The sequence below is a fragment of the Neglectibacter timonensis genome, assembly GCF_900048895.1.
GTDB classification, from domain to species: domain Bacteria; phylum Bacillota; class Clostridia; order Oscillospirales; family Acutalibacteraceae; genus Acutalibacter; species Acutalibacter timonensis.
Map to the genome: position 1 here is coordinate 561288 of NZ_LT160640.1, position 14653 is coordinate 575940.

General features: G+C 47.6%; 20 protein-coding genes. 19 read left to right on the top strand and 1 reads right to left on the bottom strand.

The window, feature by feature from the left end:
- The first annotated feature begins 8 nt into the window (after positions 1-8).
- The 3 genes from BN3911_RS11480 to BN3911_RS11490 all read left to right on the top strand — a co-directional run bounded on the left by BN3911_RS11480 (position 9) and on the right by BN3911_RS11490 (position 2371).
- Positions 9-593, top strand: coding sequence for a nucleoside recognition domain-containing protein (locus BN3911_RS11480; protein WP_066865702.1), 585 nt, complete (start codon positions 9-11; stop codon positions 591-593).
- The gene (locus tag BN3911_RS11485) at positions 581-1099 is read left to right on the top strand and encodes a spore maturation protein (protein WP_066865705.1); all 519 of its coding nucleotides are present in this window, start codon (positions 581-583) and stop codon (positions 1097-1099) included. The genes BN3911_RS11480 and BN3911_RS11485 overlap by 13 nt, the downstream gene beginning before the upstream one ends.
- A gap of 195 nt (positions 1100-1294) precedes the next feature.
- Positions 1295-2371, top strand: a complete 1077-nt coding sequence (locus BN3911_RS11490) for a lysylphosphatidylglycerol synthase transmembrane domain-containing protein (protein WP_187127735.1) — start codon at positions 1295-1297, stop codon at positions 2369-2371.
- Positions 2372-2546: 175 nt separating this feature from the next.
- Here BN3911_RS11490 and BN3911_RS11495 read toward each other — a convergent pair whose 3' ends face one another.
- The gene (locus BN3911_RS11495; protein ID WP_066865711.1) at positions 2547-3125 is read right to left on the bottom strand and encodes a uracil-DNA glycosylase; all 579 of its coding nucleotides are present in this window, start codon (positions 3123-3125) and stop codon (positions 2547-2549) included.
- A gap of 131 nt (positions 3126-3256) precedes the next feature.
- Here BN3911_RS11495 and pduL point away from each other — a divergent pair, with 131 nt between their 5' ends.
- The 16 genes from pduL (at position 3257) to BN3911_RS11575 (ending at position 14612) form a co-directional block, all read left to right on the top strand.
- Positions 3257-3823: a phosphate propanoyltransferase gene (gene pduL / locus BN3911_RS11500; RefSeq protein ID WP_066865714.1), complete on the top strand. Its 567-nt coding sequence runs from the start codon at positions 3257-3259 to the stop codon at positions 3821-3823.
- 198 nt (positions 3824-4021) lie between these two features.
- A complete protein-coding gene (locus BN3911_RS17395) occupies positions 4022-5104 on the top strand; it encodes a hypothetical protein (protein ID WP_066865717.1) in 1083 nt (360 codons plus the stop codon).
- Positions 5028-5486 carry a stage III sporulation protein AB gene (locus tag BN3911_RS11510; RefSeq protein WP_242871163.1) on the top strand — a complete coding sequence of 153 codons (459 nt, stop codon included), beginning with the start codon at positions 5028-5030 and terminating at the stop codon, positions 5484-5486. The genes BN3911_RS17395 and BN3911_RS11510 overlap by 77 nt, the downstream gene beginning before the upstream one ends.
- Positions 5487-5530: 44 nt before the next feature.
- Positions 5531-5725, top strand: a complete 195-nt coding sequence (gene spoIIIAC, locus BN3911_RS11515; RefSeq protein ID WP_066865723.1) for a stage III sporulation protein AC — start codon at positions 5531-5533, stop codon at positions 5723-5725.
- 5 nt (positions 5726-5730) lie between these two features.
- Positions 5731-6120, top strand: a complete 390-nt coding sequence (locus tag BN3911_RS11520; RefSeq protein WP_066865726.1) for a SpoIIIAC/SpoIIIAD family protein — start codon at positions 5731-5733, stop codon at positions 6118-6120.
- A 37-nt stretch (positions 6121-6157) separates the two neighbouring features.
- Positions 6158-7240 carry a stage III sporulation protein AE gene (locus tag BN3911_RS11525; RefSeq protein ID WP_187127736.1) on the top strand — a complete coding sequence of 361 codons (1083 nt, stop codon included), beginning with the start codon at positions 6158-6160 and terminating at the stop codon, positions 7238-7240.
- Complete coding sequence (locus BN3911_RS11530) at positions 7237-7707, top strand: hypothetical protein (protein WP_066865732.1); 471 nt, start codon at positions 7237-7239, stop codon at positions 7705-7707. Before BN3911_RS11525 ends, BN3911_RS11530 begins: the two co-directional genes overlap by 4 nt.
- Positions 7697-8233 (top strand): hypothetical protein, encoded by a 537-nt coding sequence (locus BN3911_RS11535; RefSeq protein ID WP_066865735.1) that lies wholly within the window; start codon positions 7697-7699, stop codon positions 8231-8233. The genes BN3911_RS11530 and BN3911_RS11535 overlap by 11 nt, the downstream gene beginning before the upstream one ends.
- Before the next feature lie 155 nt (positions 8234-8388).
- A complete protein-coding gene (locus BN3911_RS11540) occupies positions 8389-8946 on the top strand; it encodes a SpoIIIAH-like family protein (protein WP_066865738.1) in 558 nt (185 codons plus the stop codon).
- Positions 8947-9114: 168 nt separating this feature from the next.
- Complete coding sequence (gene nusB, locus BN3911_RS11545) at positions 9115-9528, top strand: transcription antitermination factor NusB (RefSeq protein ID WP_066865741.1); 414 nt, start codon at positions 9115-9117, stop codon at positions 9526-9528.
- Positions 9521-10453: a Kae1-like domain-containing protein gene (locus BN3911_RS11550; protein WP_066865744.1), complete on the top strand. Its 933-nt coding sequence runs from the start codon at positions 9521-9523 to the stop codon at positions 10451-10453. The genes nusB and BN3911_RS11550 overlap by 8 nt, the downstream gene beginning before the upstream one ends.
- Positions 10453-11679, top strand: a complete 1227-nt coding sequence (gene xseA / locus BN3911_RS11555; protein ID WP_066865746.1) for an exodeoxyribonuclease VII large subunit — start codon at positions 10453-10455, stop codon at positions 11677-11679. The genes BN3911_RS11550 and xseA overlap by 1 nt, the downstream gene beginning before the upstream one ends.
- A gap of 80 nt (positions 11680-11759) precedes the next feature.
- Positions 11760-11978 (top strand): exodeoxyribonuclease VII small subunit, encoded by a 219-nt coding sequence (locus tag BN3911_RS11560; RefSeq protein ID WP_066865749.1) that lies wholly within the window; start codon positions 11760-11762, stop codon positions 11976-11978.
- Positions 11968-12846 (top strand): polyprenyl synthetase family protein, encoded by an 879-nt coding sequence (locus BN3911_RS11565; RefSeq protein WP_066865752.1) that lies wholly within the window; start codon positions 11968-11970, stop codon positions 12844-12846. The genes BN3911_RS11560 and BN3911_RS11565 overlap by 11 nt, the downstream gene beginning before the upstream one ends.
- Positions 12846-13724, top strand: a complete 879-nt coding sequence (locus tag BN3911_RS11570) for an RluA family pseudouridine synthase (protein ID WP_066865755.1) — start codon at positions 12846-12848, stop codon at positions 13722-13724. The genes BN3911_RS11565 and BN3911_RS11570 overlap by 1 nt, the downstream gene beginning before the upstream one ends.
- A gap of 15 nt (positions 13725-13739) precedes the next feature.
- A complete protein-coding gene (locus tag BN3911_RS11575; protein WP_082942259.1) occupies positions 13740-14612 on the top strand; it encodes a zinc dependent phospholipase C family protein in 873 nt (290 codons plus the stop codon).
- Positions 14613-14653 lie beyond the last annotated feature (41 nt).

Here is a 14653-nt window from a genome sequence, read left to right on the forward strand (position 1 = left end):
GAGGAAACATGTTAAATTATATCTGGTTCGGAATGATCGCTGCCAGTGTGATCTGTGCGGCAGCAACAGGCAGGCTGGAGGCGCTTTCCACAGCAATAATGAACGGAGCTCAGCAAGCAGTGGAGTTGTCCTTTTTTTTACTGGGCAGTATGTGCGCATGGATGGGGTTTTTGAGGATTGCGGAAAAAAGTGGGCTGACAGAACTGCTGGCATCCGCTTTTTCTCCCGTGATCGATCGGCTGTTTCCGGAGTACAGAAAGGAACAGGAAATTAAGGGGAAAATCTGTATGAATCTTTCCGCAAATTTTTTAGGGTTGGGAAACGCCGCCACCCCTTTGGGACTTTCTGCAATGAAAGCAATGGCAGAAAAGAACTCCGGAGATAGTCCGACAAAGGGAATGATTCTCTTTGTCGTCATCAATACGGCGTCCATACAGCTTCTGCCAATCAATATGGCGGCGATCAGAAGCAGCTGTGGAAGTATGGAGCCATTTGGGATTTTACCGGAAATCTGGCTGACTTCTGCCGTTTCTCTTTTGGTGTGCGTACTGTTCTGCAAGCTTGCAGAAAGGGGTCCGCTATGGAACAGGTAGGAGCGGCTGCATTGCCGGCAATCATTGGAGCAATTCTGGTTTTTGGCTTTTTGAAAGGAATTGAGGTTTTTGATACTTTTCTAACCGGTGCAAGGGAGGGGATAGAAACTTCCTTCCACATTTTACCTACATTGATCGGTTTGATTCTGGCAGTAAACATGGTACGGGAGTCAGGACTTCTCGATATGCTGTGTAGTTTAGTTGCGCCGGCGGCGCAGATGATTGGTATATCCCCGGAAATTGCCCCGCTGGCGCTTTTACGGCCCGTGTCAGGCAGCGGTTCCTCTGCCTATACGCTATCCCTGCTGAAAGCGTTTGGACCTGACAGCGAAACAGGGAAAATTGCTTCTGTATTATCGTCTTCTACAGAAACCACCTTTTATGCTGTAGCTGTCTATTTTGGAGCCTGTCATTATAAAAAACTGTATTATACAATTCCTGCGGCCCTTTTGGGAGATGTCGCTGCTGTAGTGTTGTCAATCCTTACAGTAAAATGGCTGGGTTGATTTTTCAGCATGTAACCGTGTTTCATCCTGCGCTGTTTTCGAATTGGTTAATGGCCTGAACCGTAAGAAATCTGTCATTTGCATTATGGTATATAAAATGGTAGAATAACGTTTATGATCTGAAGCATAATGGAACGGTGAAAAATGGAAACAGAAGAGAAAAAAGATTCTTTCCAACAGGAAGAAGTTCAAGGTTTGAAAAAGAAACGGAAAATTCCTTGGGGAATGCTGTATATTGTTGTCACCATTGTTGCTGTGCTGCTGTTTGGTATTTTCAATCAGGAATTTGGCAATGTATTTAAAACTATCTCCAATTTAACTCCCGGATATCTGACGATTGCAATTCTTGTCAGCGTCGTGTTTTTTGTTTTTGAGGGCGAAATTATCAGATTGCTCATGCATAGCCAAAATATCCATATGAAGTTTCAGTCAGGGTTGAAAATAGGGTTAATCGGCATCTATTATTCCTATATTACCCCTAGTTCTACCGGCGGGCAGCCCATGCAGTCCGCTTATCTCCGAAGGGATAAGATACCAGTGGGAATTTCAACGGCAGTGCTGGTAATGAAATTTTTTTGCTATCAATGTGCATTTGTCCTTTGTTCTTTTGTTTCGTTCCTGTTTATGTATCCCAAACTATCAGAACAGAATCCGGGAATTCTTCCTTTTATTGTTTTGGGGTTAATTGTCAATGGATTATCAATCGTGTTTTTCCCGTCATTGTTCTTTAAACCGGTTTTGCATGGCATCTGTAGGGCGGCCAAATGGTTGGTCAATAAAATCGGTTTTTTGAAGAAGAGGTTCCATCTGCTGGATTCCATTGACCGGTTCGAGGCGGACTTTGGCAGTTATACGGATGATTTTAAACAAAAGAAAAAAAGCCTTTTGGCTGGTATTCTACTGTCGATTCCACAATTCATCCTGCAAATGAGCGTGATTTATTTTATTTTTCGAGCGTTCGGATACAGAGAAGTGAATTACTTTGAGATTTTTGCAATTCAAAGTTTGCTGCAGGTTTCTGTCTCCTTTATGCCTATGCCCGGTGCTTCCGGCGCTCAAGAAATAGGATTTTCCTCCTACTTCAAGAATTATTTTGTCAATAACGATCTCTATGCTGCCGTCATGGTATGGCGGTTTTTCACCTATTATTTGGTGGTGATAGCCGGAGCCCTTTTGGTGGTGGCAGACCAGTTCCTCTACCGTCGGAAGCAGCTGCACGATTCGGTTAACGTCCCGGCGGAAGCGGAGGAAGACTGTTCTGGAACAGACTGATATGATCCCTCCCGATATCTGGAGGCGCTGCTTCAAAATAAAGCTTCAATAGAAATTGTACCAAATAGTAGTTCATTCAAAAAGAAGATGCTCCTGAATCTGGCTTTTTGCCGCCAGACTCAGGAGCATCTTTGATAAAAGAAAGGGCGCAGCCTTTGCATCGTTTTTTCCGATATTAATGCTTTGCAATATCACAGTCAAGCTCATCAATTTTATCCCGTAGCTTCAGAAAGTCTTCAAAGACCGCAGGCTTTTGTGCCGGATTCCGCAGAAGTGCGGCGGGGTGCAGAGTGGGCATCATCAGTACATCCCTTTTTTCAAAGAAAATACCATGTTCTTTTGTAATTTTAATATCGGGCTTAATCATTTTTGCCGATGCGACCCGGCCTAGGCAAACGACTATTTTGGGGCGCATCAACGCAAACTGGTTACGCAGCCACCCGATACAAGCTTCCTGCTCCTCCGGCAGAGGATCTCGATTCGCCGGAGGACGGCATTTCACAATATTTGTAATGTACACATTGGTCTTTCTGTCCAAATCTACAGCAGCCAGCAGCTTGTCCAGATATTGCCCGCCTCTGCCCACAAAGGCTTCTCCCTGAAGATCCTCGTTTTCTCCAGGCCCTTCGCCTACAAACAGAAGCTTTGCCTGTGGATTTCCCGCCCCGAAAACGACGTGGTTCCGTGTATCACAAAGACTGCAGTTCCTGCAGTGCAGACAGGCGTCCTTCAATTCCTCCCAACGATGAATCATGAATTTTTCCCCTTTGATGAATTTTTCTTATTTTATCACAGCTTCAAAATAAAGTAAATTCAGGTTGAAATTTTTACCCCCTGGTAGTAGAATAAAACTGAAAGAACGGCGAAATGAAGGAGGAAATGTAAATGAAAGTAATGGTCGAAACTTCAGCCCACCACGTACATGTATCTGAGCAGGACCTGGAGGCTCTGTTCGGGAAAGGTGCGGCTCTTACCAATAAGAAGGATCTTTCTCAGCCCGGTCAGTTTGCATGCGCTGAAAAAGTGGAGGTTATAGGTCCCAAGGGTTCCATGTCAATGTCTATTCTGGGACCTACCCGCCCTGAAACTCAGGTGGAGATTTCTTTGACAGATGCCAGAAAATTGGGAGTGACGCCGCCGATCCGCGAATCCGGTGATCTGGAAGGTACCCCTGGATGTGTTCTGAAGGGACCGGCAGGTGAGATAGAACTTGCAAAAGGAGTAATCGCTGCCAAACGTCATATTCACTTTAATCCTGAGGAAGCAAAGGAAGCCGGTGTAACAGATAAGCAGATCGTTTCTGTAAAGGTGGAGTATAATGGGCGTAGCCTGACTTTTGGCGACGTGGTCTGCCGGGTAAGTCCCAAATATGCGCTGGCTATGCATGTAGATACCGATGAATCCAATGCGGCGGCTCTTCCCGGCACCGTGGACGGAGAAATTATTCTGTAAGGCTGGTTTCGATTATATAGAAGAATATATTATAGTGGAAATACCTTTTGAAGCTAATTCAAAGGGTATTTCTAGTTTGGAGACAGAAGGTACGCCCGCAGGCGTTTTTTCTGTCTCCTTTTTCTATTTCAGGGCTTGTTCTATTTTGCTTTGCACGGAAATAGATATGAATATCCAAAAAAAGAGGGGGGAAAGAGAATGGACACTGCGTTTGATCAGGTGGTTTCTCATCTTTTCCGGTTTCGGGACGAGCTTCTAAAGATTCCCCAGCAAATAAAAGAGCAGGCCTTTGACATCCGTATCAAAGCAGGGCAGCCTGTCTGTATCAGTGGGAAAGAAGGGATCCGCTATGTCAGGCAGGATGGGACAGTCTCCCGGCAAAAAAGCGGCAAGTTCCTCAGCTGTTCGACAGATGAACTACAGGAACTGTTTTATCAGCTTTGCGGACAGTCTGTATTCAGCCATGAAAATGAAATCCGGCAGGGTTATCTGACTCTTTCCGGCAATTACCGCGTTGGTCTTTGCGGAACTGCGGTTTTAGAATCTGGAAAAATCAAGAATATCCGGGATATTACCTCCCTGGTCTTTCGAATTCCAAGAGAAAAGCCGGGATGTGCGGACATGCTTTTTCGCCCCGGATTGGATCTGAAAGAGGGAGTTTTGATTGCCGGAGAGCCCTCCAGCGGAAAAACGACTTTTCTTCGAGATTTGATAACATCCATTTCCTTTGGCAGGTTTGGCCCCTGCAGTCGGCTTGCAGTACTGGATGAAAGGGGAGAACTTGGAGGAGGCTATGACCTTGGGCCGGGAGCAGACATTCTTCGGGGATATCCAAAATCGGCAGGTTTCGATGTTGCGATTCGAATGCTTTCTCCGGAATTCCTGGTTTGTGATGAGCTGAGTACAGCTGATTTGGATGCGGTTAAACAGGCAGTATTTTCTGGAGTTGCCTTGATCGCTACAGTACATGCTTCCCGGGATGATTTTCTGAAACGCCCCCTATGCAGAAGTCTTTTGGACAGTGAAGCTTTCGGAAACCTGGTCTTTCTGCAGGGCAGGAGAAATCCTGGCCAGGTCTCGGCTATTGAATCAGTTGAAATAAGCCTGGCTGCCGAAAGAATAAAAAAACGGAAACCAATGTCTGGATATGAACTGTCCGTACCGGAAGGGGATGAAGAACGCTGTGAATCTGCTGGGGGCGGTTATGATTGTGGTGAGCGGCTTTCTGCTGGGATTGTCAGGCGTGAGACGGTTAACAAAAAGGGAGAGGGAGCTGCTTGAACTGCAAAAACTGATGCAGCGCTTAAAAACTGGAATCCAATTTTCTGCACGGCCTCTTCCAGAATTGATCTTAGAAAACAGAGATCTTTCTGTCTGTAAAAACGCCGCACAGGAGGAAGGAATGGAGAATGACCCTCATGGGGCGTTGGAAAAAGTAAGCGCCTCCCTCTTCCCGGAGCAGAAGGATTTTCAACTCTGCCGTGGTTTTCTCACAGGATTGGGTACCAGCGATATCGAGGGTCAGATAGAACACATCACGTTGTATTCTGCTCTTTTGGAAGAGAATCTTCGGGAGGCCAGAACGGAACGTGAGCAAAAAGGGCGGCTCTATCTGGCATTGGGATTGTTTGGCGGAATTACAATTTGCCTGATCCTGTTATAGTGCCGTTTACGCACCGAACCGGAAAAGAAAGGAATGGTCACAACTTGGATGTGGATTTGATTTTTAAAATTGCTGCGATTGGGATTATTGTCGCTGTACTGAATCAATTGTTGATTCGCTCCGGGCGTGAAGAACAGGCCATGATGACCACACTTGCAGGGCTGATCGTGGTACTGATGATGATCATCAATGAGATCGATGCGCTCTTCCAAGCGATTAAGTCGATCTTTGGGCTTTAAACACTATGGAAATTTTCGGTATATCCGCCTGTGTTATTTGCGCTGTACTGTTTGCGGCGGTGGTGAAAAAAAGCAATCGGGAGTACGCTCTGTTAATGACAATCCTGACAGCTATTCTGATACTGCTGGCAGTCTTCCAACAGGTAGCTCCTTTTCTGGAAGAAATTGAGGCCATAGCACAGTCTGAAAGTTTTGACAGCGGTTATCTATTGGTACTGCTTAAAGCTGTAGGGATTACTCTTGTGGGACAGACAACCTCCAGCCTCTGTAAAGATGCCGGAGAATCCACGCTGGCATTTGCCGTAGAGTTAGCATCCAAGGCGGCAATTTTACTGGTATCGCTTCCGGTTATTTTGAAAATTTTCGAATATCTCAGTGAAATTCTAAGGATTTAAAATGAAAAAGATTAGCAAAACATTGAGGGTATTGTGTTTGGGCATCTTGTTTCTTCTTTCTGTTGCTTCCGGCGCTTCGGCGGAAGAGATGGAGGCAGAACTCTATGAAAAAAGCGGCGCCTCCGGAATGTACGAGAGCCTGGACCAGGACACTCAGAATCTGCTTTCCGACGCCGGTATTGATTCTGCCCAAATAGAGGGTGGGATTACTGCCGAACGGCTGATGACGGCTGTTTCACAGATGCTGAAGGATAAATTAGCCGGTCCGCTGAAAGCCCTTGCAGCTCTCGTCGCCATTATTGTGATCTGCAAGTTGACAGGCTGCTTTGAGCAGTCAGAAATTGGGGAAACCTCTGGTATGGTGGGTACCCTAGCCTGCGCCTCTGTTGTGGTTTTGCCTCTGATGAAACTGATTAGCACAGCACAGCTTGTAATTGAAAGCGCATCTGTGTTTTTATTGGCCTCTATTCCCGTTTATTCGGCTTTAATGGTGGCTTCCGGGGATGTTGTAACAGGAGGTTCTTATAGCATTCTGACATTGGGAACCGCCAATGCAATTCCTATATTATCCTCTGCCATAATTATCCCTATGCTTAATATCTTTTTAGCCCTTGCCATAACCTCTGCTTTTTCACAGACAAAGTTTGATAAATTGACTGAAAAGCTTTACAGCTTTACAAAATGGATATTATTGCTGTTGGTAACTCTGTTTTCCGGTGTGCTATCGATCCAAACTCTTCTGAATATGCAGGCGGATTCCGCAACCAGCAAGGCAGCCAAATTGATTGCCTCCTCTGCCATTCCCATTGTAGGCGGCGCCTTCGGGGACGCGCTTGCAGCGATCAAAAGCAGTATGCAGGTGGTGAAATCCGGGGTAGGAGCTTTCGGAATCCTGGCTTCTCTCTGTATTTTCCTTCCTGTTATTACAGAAACGGTGTTCTGGGTGGCTGTTTGCGGTGTAGGCGAGATTGCCGCCGAACTGTTTGACGCATCCAGAATCGGAAAATTTATGTCAACCTGCACTTCGGTTGGAAAAATGATTCTGGCTGTCGTAATCAGCACGGCGGCGGTTTCTGTGGTGTGTGCCGCCGTGGTGCTTTTTTTGAAAGGAAGCCTATGAATACGTTAAAGGCAACAGTACTGACAGTATGCATTTTTCTGGTCGCCGCAGAGATTATTGCCAGGTTTTGTCCCAAAAATGAAATGATCAATTTTATACGGGGCCTGATCTCAGTCCTTCTTCTGATTTCTGCCGTCAGTTCCCTTTTTCACCTTGACATCAACTGGAATGTCGCCATAGACCAGGCGCAGGAACAGCAAAATGAGCTTTCTGGCTATGTAGAAGAGCAGATGGAAGATTCAGCACAAAGAGAACTGGAAAAGTCTATCCGCGGTTTACTGGCCACGATTGATCTCAAACCGGAAAAAATAGAAATTTTCACAGATATAACCGATGAATCCAGCATAGTATTAACCAAGGTAAGCGCCACCTTTTTCTATGAGTCTGACGCACAGCGTGCAGATGCGCTTCTTCAAAATGTGCTGGGCGAAGAGACAGAGGTGGAGGTAAAAACAGATGGACATTAAGAACGGGGCCAACTCCCTTTTGAAGCTGTTAAAAAAGGATAAATTTCGAAATGTGATTTTATTCCTGGGAATTGGCGGCATTGCGTTAATTTATATTTCCACTTGGATCGATTTTTCACCCAAAGAACCTGAAGCAGAACAGGAAACCGTCTCATATTCTGCCGCCGAATACGAAAGACAGCTGGAGACAGGATTAAGACAGGTGGTCGCCGCCATCACTGGGGAAGTAAACCCCACGGTACTGGTAACATTGGAGAGTACGGGCAAAACAGTTTATGCCCAAGATGAAAAAAAGTCGAGCCGAGAGGGTGAAGAGCAAAATGAAACGATACATATTCTTCTGAAAGATTCTGAAGGAGCGCAGCATGCATTGACCGTGACGGAGATACAACCGAAAGTAAAAGGAGTGGTGGTGGTAAGTGAATTTGCAGGGGATTCCGTGATTCGTGAAAAACTGATTTATGCAATGAAGACTGCCTTGGATATATCTTCAACAAAGGTATGTGTGATTGATTCAGGAAAATAGCTGTCCCAATTTTTAATAAATTGCCTCGAACTTATCATACGATCTATATAGGTTCAGGTCCTGCTGAAAAGATGTTTGTCAATTTAAATTTGTCTGACTGTAAATTTTTGGAAATTCGGAAAGAAAAAATTATTTAGATTCTGGAGGTTTTTGCAATGAAATTTGGAAAAAAACAGCTTGTCTTGGCATCGCTAGTGCTGGCATTAGGCGCGGCGGTTTATCTTAACTGGCAATTCGCAGGGACCAACAAGCTTCCCATCAGTGACAGTTCCAGTGAGACCAGCGAACTGGGCGCTGCTCAACTGGTAAATAACGCCTATGTGGAAACAGTCACCGATGACCTGAAGCAAACGCCCGGTTCCTCCTCTGCAGATCCTTTTTCCGAGGCGCGTCTTGCCAGGCAGAATTCCAGGGACGAAGCGATGGATCTTTTGGACGATGTGTTGGAGGACGTAGATGCCGACAGCGACGCTAAAAAAGAAGCTGTTGAACAGGCTGCCGTCATCGCTCAGAATATCCTCAAGGAAACCAATGTGGAAAATCTTCTAAAAGCGAAAAGCTATGAACAGAGTGTCGCCTATGTCAGTGAAGAGGGATGCAGCGTTGTGGTTTCCGGAGAAATAAAGGATTCTGATACTCTCATCATCCAGGAGATTGTGATGGAACAAACGGGCCTTTCTGCTGATAAAATTAAGATTATCGGTACAAAATAGTTGTTTCAGAAAAATATTGTGGTATAATAGCTTCATAGACGGGATTGTGGGTGAAAAAGCCTGTATATCCGCGGTGAAGCTTGAAAACTGCAGCTGATTTTTTGTTGTACTGCTCACCGTTTATGCGGTGAGCTTTTCTTTTTATTTTGAAGCAGAGGATGATTTGGATTGACAAGACGAGAGGCGAGGGAACAGGCGTTTCAGATTCTGTTCGAACAGGCCGTCACCGGCGCAAAAATAGACGATATTCTTCACGATGCTTCTGAAGCGCGGGATTTTATTCCCAATTCCTTTGCCGAAGAGGTAGCTTTTGGCGTGGAGGAGAATTCCCAGCAGATCGATTCTGTAATATCCCAGCATATTCGCGGGTGGAGCCTGCACAGGCTTTCTAAAGTGGCGCTGGCGCTGTTGCGGCTGGCCGTTTATGAAATGCTTTTTGACGATTCCATACCAACCAGTGTCTCCATCAATGAAGCGGTGGAACTTGCGAAGATGTACGGAGGAAAAGAAGACGCCCCTTATATCAACGGAGTGCTTGCCACGGTCGACAAGGTACTGAACGGAGAAAAAAATCATGCCTGACAGTGTCCTGGGAATTGATACCAGCAATTACACCACGTCAGCTGCTCTTCTTTGTAACGGCGAGATAGTAAACCGTAAAAAGTTGCTTCCGGTAAGGCAGGGGGAGCGTGGTCTGCGGCAGAGCGAAGCTGTCTTTCATCATGTCCGGCAACTGCCGGAGGTTCTGACCCCTCTTCTCGAGCGGGCAGACAAGATAGCAGCTATCGGTGTTTCAGATGCGCCGCGCCGTGCGGAAAATTCCTACATGCCCTGTTTTTCCGCTGGTGTCAGCTGTGCGGAGATTTTGTCTGCTGCAGTTGGTGTACCAACAGAACGCTTTTCCCATCAGCAAGGACATATTGCCGCTGCACTGTACTCAGCCGGAAAACTGGAACTGCTGGAACACCGGTTTCTGGCATTTCATGTGTCAGGCGGAACAACGGAGGCGTTGTTGGTCTCACCTGACCAGAACGGTATGCCGGAAGCTGAAATTGTGGCGGCTTCCCTGGATCTGAAAGCAGGACAAGCGGTAGACCGGGTGGGCGTACTTTTGGGAATGCGGTTTCCCTGCGGGCCGGAGATGGAACAAGAAGCGCTGAAATGGGAAGGGAAAATCCATTACCGTCCTGCCATGAAAGGTAATTTTTGCTCACTTTCCGGTATTGAAAATAAATGTATCTTGCTGCAGCAGCAGGGACATCCCAAAGAGGAAATCGCCAGATTCTGCCTGGAAGCCATAGCTGTCACTTTGGATGCCATGTGCAGAGGACTTTTAGAGGAATACAAGGGCCTTCCTGTGCTGTTTTCCGGCGGTGTTTGCTCCAACAGCATTTTGCGGCAGCGCCTGCAGGCAGGTTATTCAGCCTATTTTGCACAGCCGGAGTTTTCTTCCGACAACGCGGCAGGGGTTGCGCTTTTGGCAGAAAGGAAGAGGTGCTTGTCGTGATGCCTTCCATGCTGACAGTTTCACAGGTCAACCGGTTTCTGAAGTCTCTGATCGAAGGGGACGGACGGCTCAATGATGTCCTTATCACCGGTGAAATTTCCAATTATACGGATCATTATCGTTCCGGGCACCTGTATTTTTCCTTGAAAGATGAAGCTGCCGTACTGAAAGCTGTCATGTTTGCCAGCTCTGCAAAACGGCTGAAGTTTGCACCTCGAAATGGAATGAAAGTGATTGTGCGGGGAAGAGTCTCTGTTTATGAGCCGTCCGGACAGTATCAGCTGTATGCAGAGGAGATGCAGCCGGACGGTATCGGCGCTCTCAGTCTTGCTTTTGAACAGCTCAAGCAGAAACTGGAGACGGAAGGACTCTTTGACCGGGAATATAAAAAGCCGATTCCCCGTTATCCCAGGCGTATCGGCGTAATTACGTCGCCTACAGGGGCAGCGGTCAGAGATATTCTACAGATTACTGCCCGTAGGTGGCCGGTGGCCGAAATTATATTCTGCCCGGTTCTGGTTCAGGGAGAGACTGCTGCGGCTCAGATGGTAGCAGCACTTCGGGGGCTCAATCGGGAAGGCTGCTGCGATGTGATCCTATTGGGCCGCGGCGGTGGTTCTATCGAGGACCTTTGGGCCTTTAACGATGAAGAACTGGCCAGAGAGGTGTTTGCATCAGAGATCCCGGTGATTTCAGCGGTGGGACACGAAACGGATTTTACAATCTGCGATTTTGCTGCAGATTTGCGGGCGCCAACTCCCAGCGCTGCTGCGGAGCTCTGTACGCCAGACCGAAGAGAAGAAGCGGAGCGCCTTGTCTCCTATCATGCGTATTTCCTGCAAAGTTCCCGGGAATTGATCGAGTACCTGCGTCAGAGTGTGGATATCTTGGTAGAGGATTCTCCCCTGGGAAATCCGGAGCGTTATCTCTCACCGCTGAAGGAAAAGTTGGAGAAACTCCAGCAAGCACTGGCGGACTCCTTACGCCTGCGGGCCGAATCTGAAAAAAGCAGACTCTCTCTTCTGACAGGGGCGTTGGATGCCCTCAGTCCGCTGAAGGTGTTGTCCCGAGGATATGCCGTGCTCTTTGATGAAAGAGGGACAGTTTTTCGCCGGGCTGCTGATGCGGTGCCCGGGAAAGAAATTGTGGTTCGTCTGTCGGATGGCAGTTTTTGCGCGCAGGTGCAGGGCCGGACAAACACGCCTCTAGGATATAAAGAAAAATAAGGGCTTTGTCTGTTCAGATTGGGGATACTTAAAACATGCCTGTTGGATCGCAGTCCAGGAAAGGGGAAACGGTTGAAAGAATGAGGAAGCCGATTAACTTTGAAGAAGCCATGACGAGGCTGCAGATTATTGTGGAAAAGCTGGAAAAGGGAGAAGAATCTCTGGAAGAATCCATGAAGCTTTTTGAAGAGGGCGCAAAGCTGTCTGCAGACTGTTACGGGATACTGACAAAAGCAGAGCAGAAAATTACGGAATTTTCTAAAATAGAAATACAGACGGAGGAACAGGATGAAGAATAAGGCAGACGCCTATCAAAAAGCGATCGAGCGGGCGCTCGAAAAATACCTCCCTCTGCCTGATCAAAAGGTTTTGCATGCCTCTGTTATTGACGCTATGCGTTACAGTCTGCTGTGCGGAGGAAAACGAATCCGCCCCATGCTGACACTTGCTTTCTGCGAACTCTGCGGAGGCGATCCAGAACAAGCTCTCCCGTTTGCCTGTGCGGTGGAAATGGTGCATACCTATTCTTTGATCCATGACGACATGCCTTGTATGGACAATGATGACATGCGCAGAGGAAAACCTGCAAACCATAAGGTTTATGGCGAGGATATGGCGCTGCTGGCCGGTGACGGACTGCTGACCAAGGCTTTTGAGACTGTGCTTTCTGCAGAGATAGATCCCCTTCGCGTTATCCAAGGCGCACAGATCCTTGCGGAATGTGCGGGTGCTGAAGGGATGGTTGGTGGGCAGTGCATCGACTTGCGGACCGGCGATGGAGACCATTCTCTTCAGACGCTTCAGATGATGGATATGGGGAAGACCGTGGCCTTGATCTCAGCAGCCTGCCGGATGGGCTGTACAGCGGCAGGAGCGGTGCAGGAACAGCTTCAGGCTGCTGAAAAATATGCGTCCGGTATCGGTATGGCTTTCCAAATCAGAGACGATGTACTGGATGTTTTGGGAGATGCCGGAAAATTGGGGAAAAATACAGGCGCCGACTGTAAGCAGGAAAAAGTGAACTACGTTACGCTGCTTGGGCCTCAGCGGGCGCAGATCTTGGTGGAATCCTATACGGCTGAGGCATTGGAAGCACTGCAGAATTTCTCTGGGGACACAGCTTTTTTAAAGGAGCTTGCAAGAACCCTTGCCGGACGGGAAACCTGATGCGCAGGCTCAGTTACGTGGTATCTGCTGAACACGCGGGAATGACAGTAAAAGAATTTGCCAGGAATTATCTGCGTCTGTCTGCCCGCGCTTTTACCAGACAGAAGTATCTGCAGGACGGCATGCTTTTGAACGGGCGCCCCTGTAAGAGTATCGATGCTTTGCAGAAAGGCGACCTGCTGGTGTTACAGCTGCCGGAGGAGCAGATTTTCTACGTTCCCACGGCAAAAAAACTTTCTGTTTTATGGGAAAGCGAAGATTATCTGGTTGTTGATAAAGAACCTGGAATGCCCATCCATCCTTCTCCGGGACATGACTATGACAGCCTTTTAAACGCTGCAGCATATCATTACCAGAAAACTGGACAGAGCTGTGCGTTTCGCCCTCTGTACCGGTTGGACAAGGATACCAGTGGGGTAGTGCTGTTGGGTAAAAATCGTATTTCTGTATCTTCTGCAGTCATAAAAAAGACCTATTTTGCCATCTGTGAGGGAACCCTTTCCGGATCCGGAACCGTCGACGCGCCGATCGGCCTGAAGGCTGGCAGCAAGATCGTACGGGAAGCTGGACACGGAGAGCGGGCGGTGACGCATTGGAACGCACTGTACAGCCGGGAAGGATATACTTTTCTAAGTATTGTTCTGGAGACTGGACGGACTCATCAAATACGGGCGCATTTTGCCTATTTGGGGTATCCTCTTGCAGGGGATGAGCTGTATGGAGGCTGCCGGGATCGATTGAACCGGCAAGCGCTTCATTGCGGAAGGGCAGAGCTTGTCTGTTCACCGCTTTTTGTAGACAAATTGCTTTTGGCAGAACTTCCACAGGATCTTACGGCGGCGTTTTCCTGGCTGCCCAGGCTCAATGAATTAGGATAGGAGGCAGAGTCGATCATGCCAGCATGTTTAACACATTATCAATTTGCCAGGAAGGTATTGACGGAACTTCCAGCGCAAGATAAGGAAAACCTGAACTCCTGTGCCTTTTATTGGGGTGCGCAGGGGCCGGATTTTTTCTTTTGCCACCGCTATTTCCCCTGGATGAAGGGAAAATCTCTCAAGGAATATGGCAATAAGCTGCACGGGACAAAACCTTCTCTTACATTCAGCGCTCTGCGGGATTTTTTGGTCCGCCACAGTGATCCTGTCTACCGCTCCTATGTGATGGGATTTCTCTGTCACTATGCGCTGGACTCCACCGCGCATCCCTATATCAACGCCTTTGCAGAGACACTTTTGAGAGAACGGCCCTATGAGACCCATACTACGTTGCACGGTGAGATCGAAGCCGCTCTGGATGCCATCGTCCTGCGCCGTGAAACCGGGCTTCTCCCAAACGAAGTCAATCTCAAGCATATGTTTCCGAAAAACGAGGCCGTACAGAGAAGGATTGCAAAGCTTTTCCGGCATGTGCTTTTCGAAGTATACCATGTGGATGTGAAGGAAGAAGAGCTGCTGCGGGCAACCCGGGATGCCCATTTTGTCTTTGCGTGTCTGACGGATCGTACCACCTTGAAGAAAAAATTGTTTGACGCCCTGGAGAAAGGGAAGCCCCACTATGTCTCCTCCCATATCGTGCCGATGACAGAGACCGCCGACATTGATTATGCCAATCTGCAGGGGGAAGAATGGAATTCGGGAGAGGGAACTTCCCAACAGAGCTTTTTTGATCTGTTTGAAGAGGCTATGGGAAAAGCCGTAATTTTGATTACAAACTTTGAGCATGGTGACTTTGCTGAGCTTACTCAGGAAAAGCCATTCGGATAAGCAATTTTCACAAAGGCAGGCCACAGCGGCTGGACAAGGAG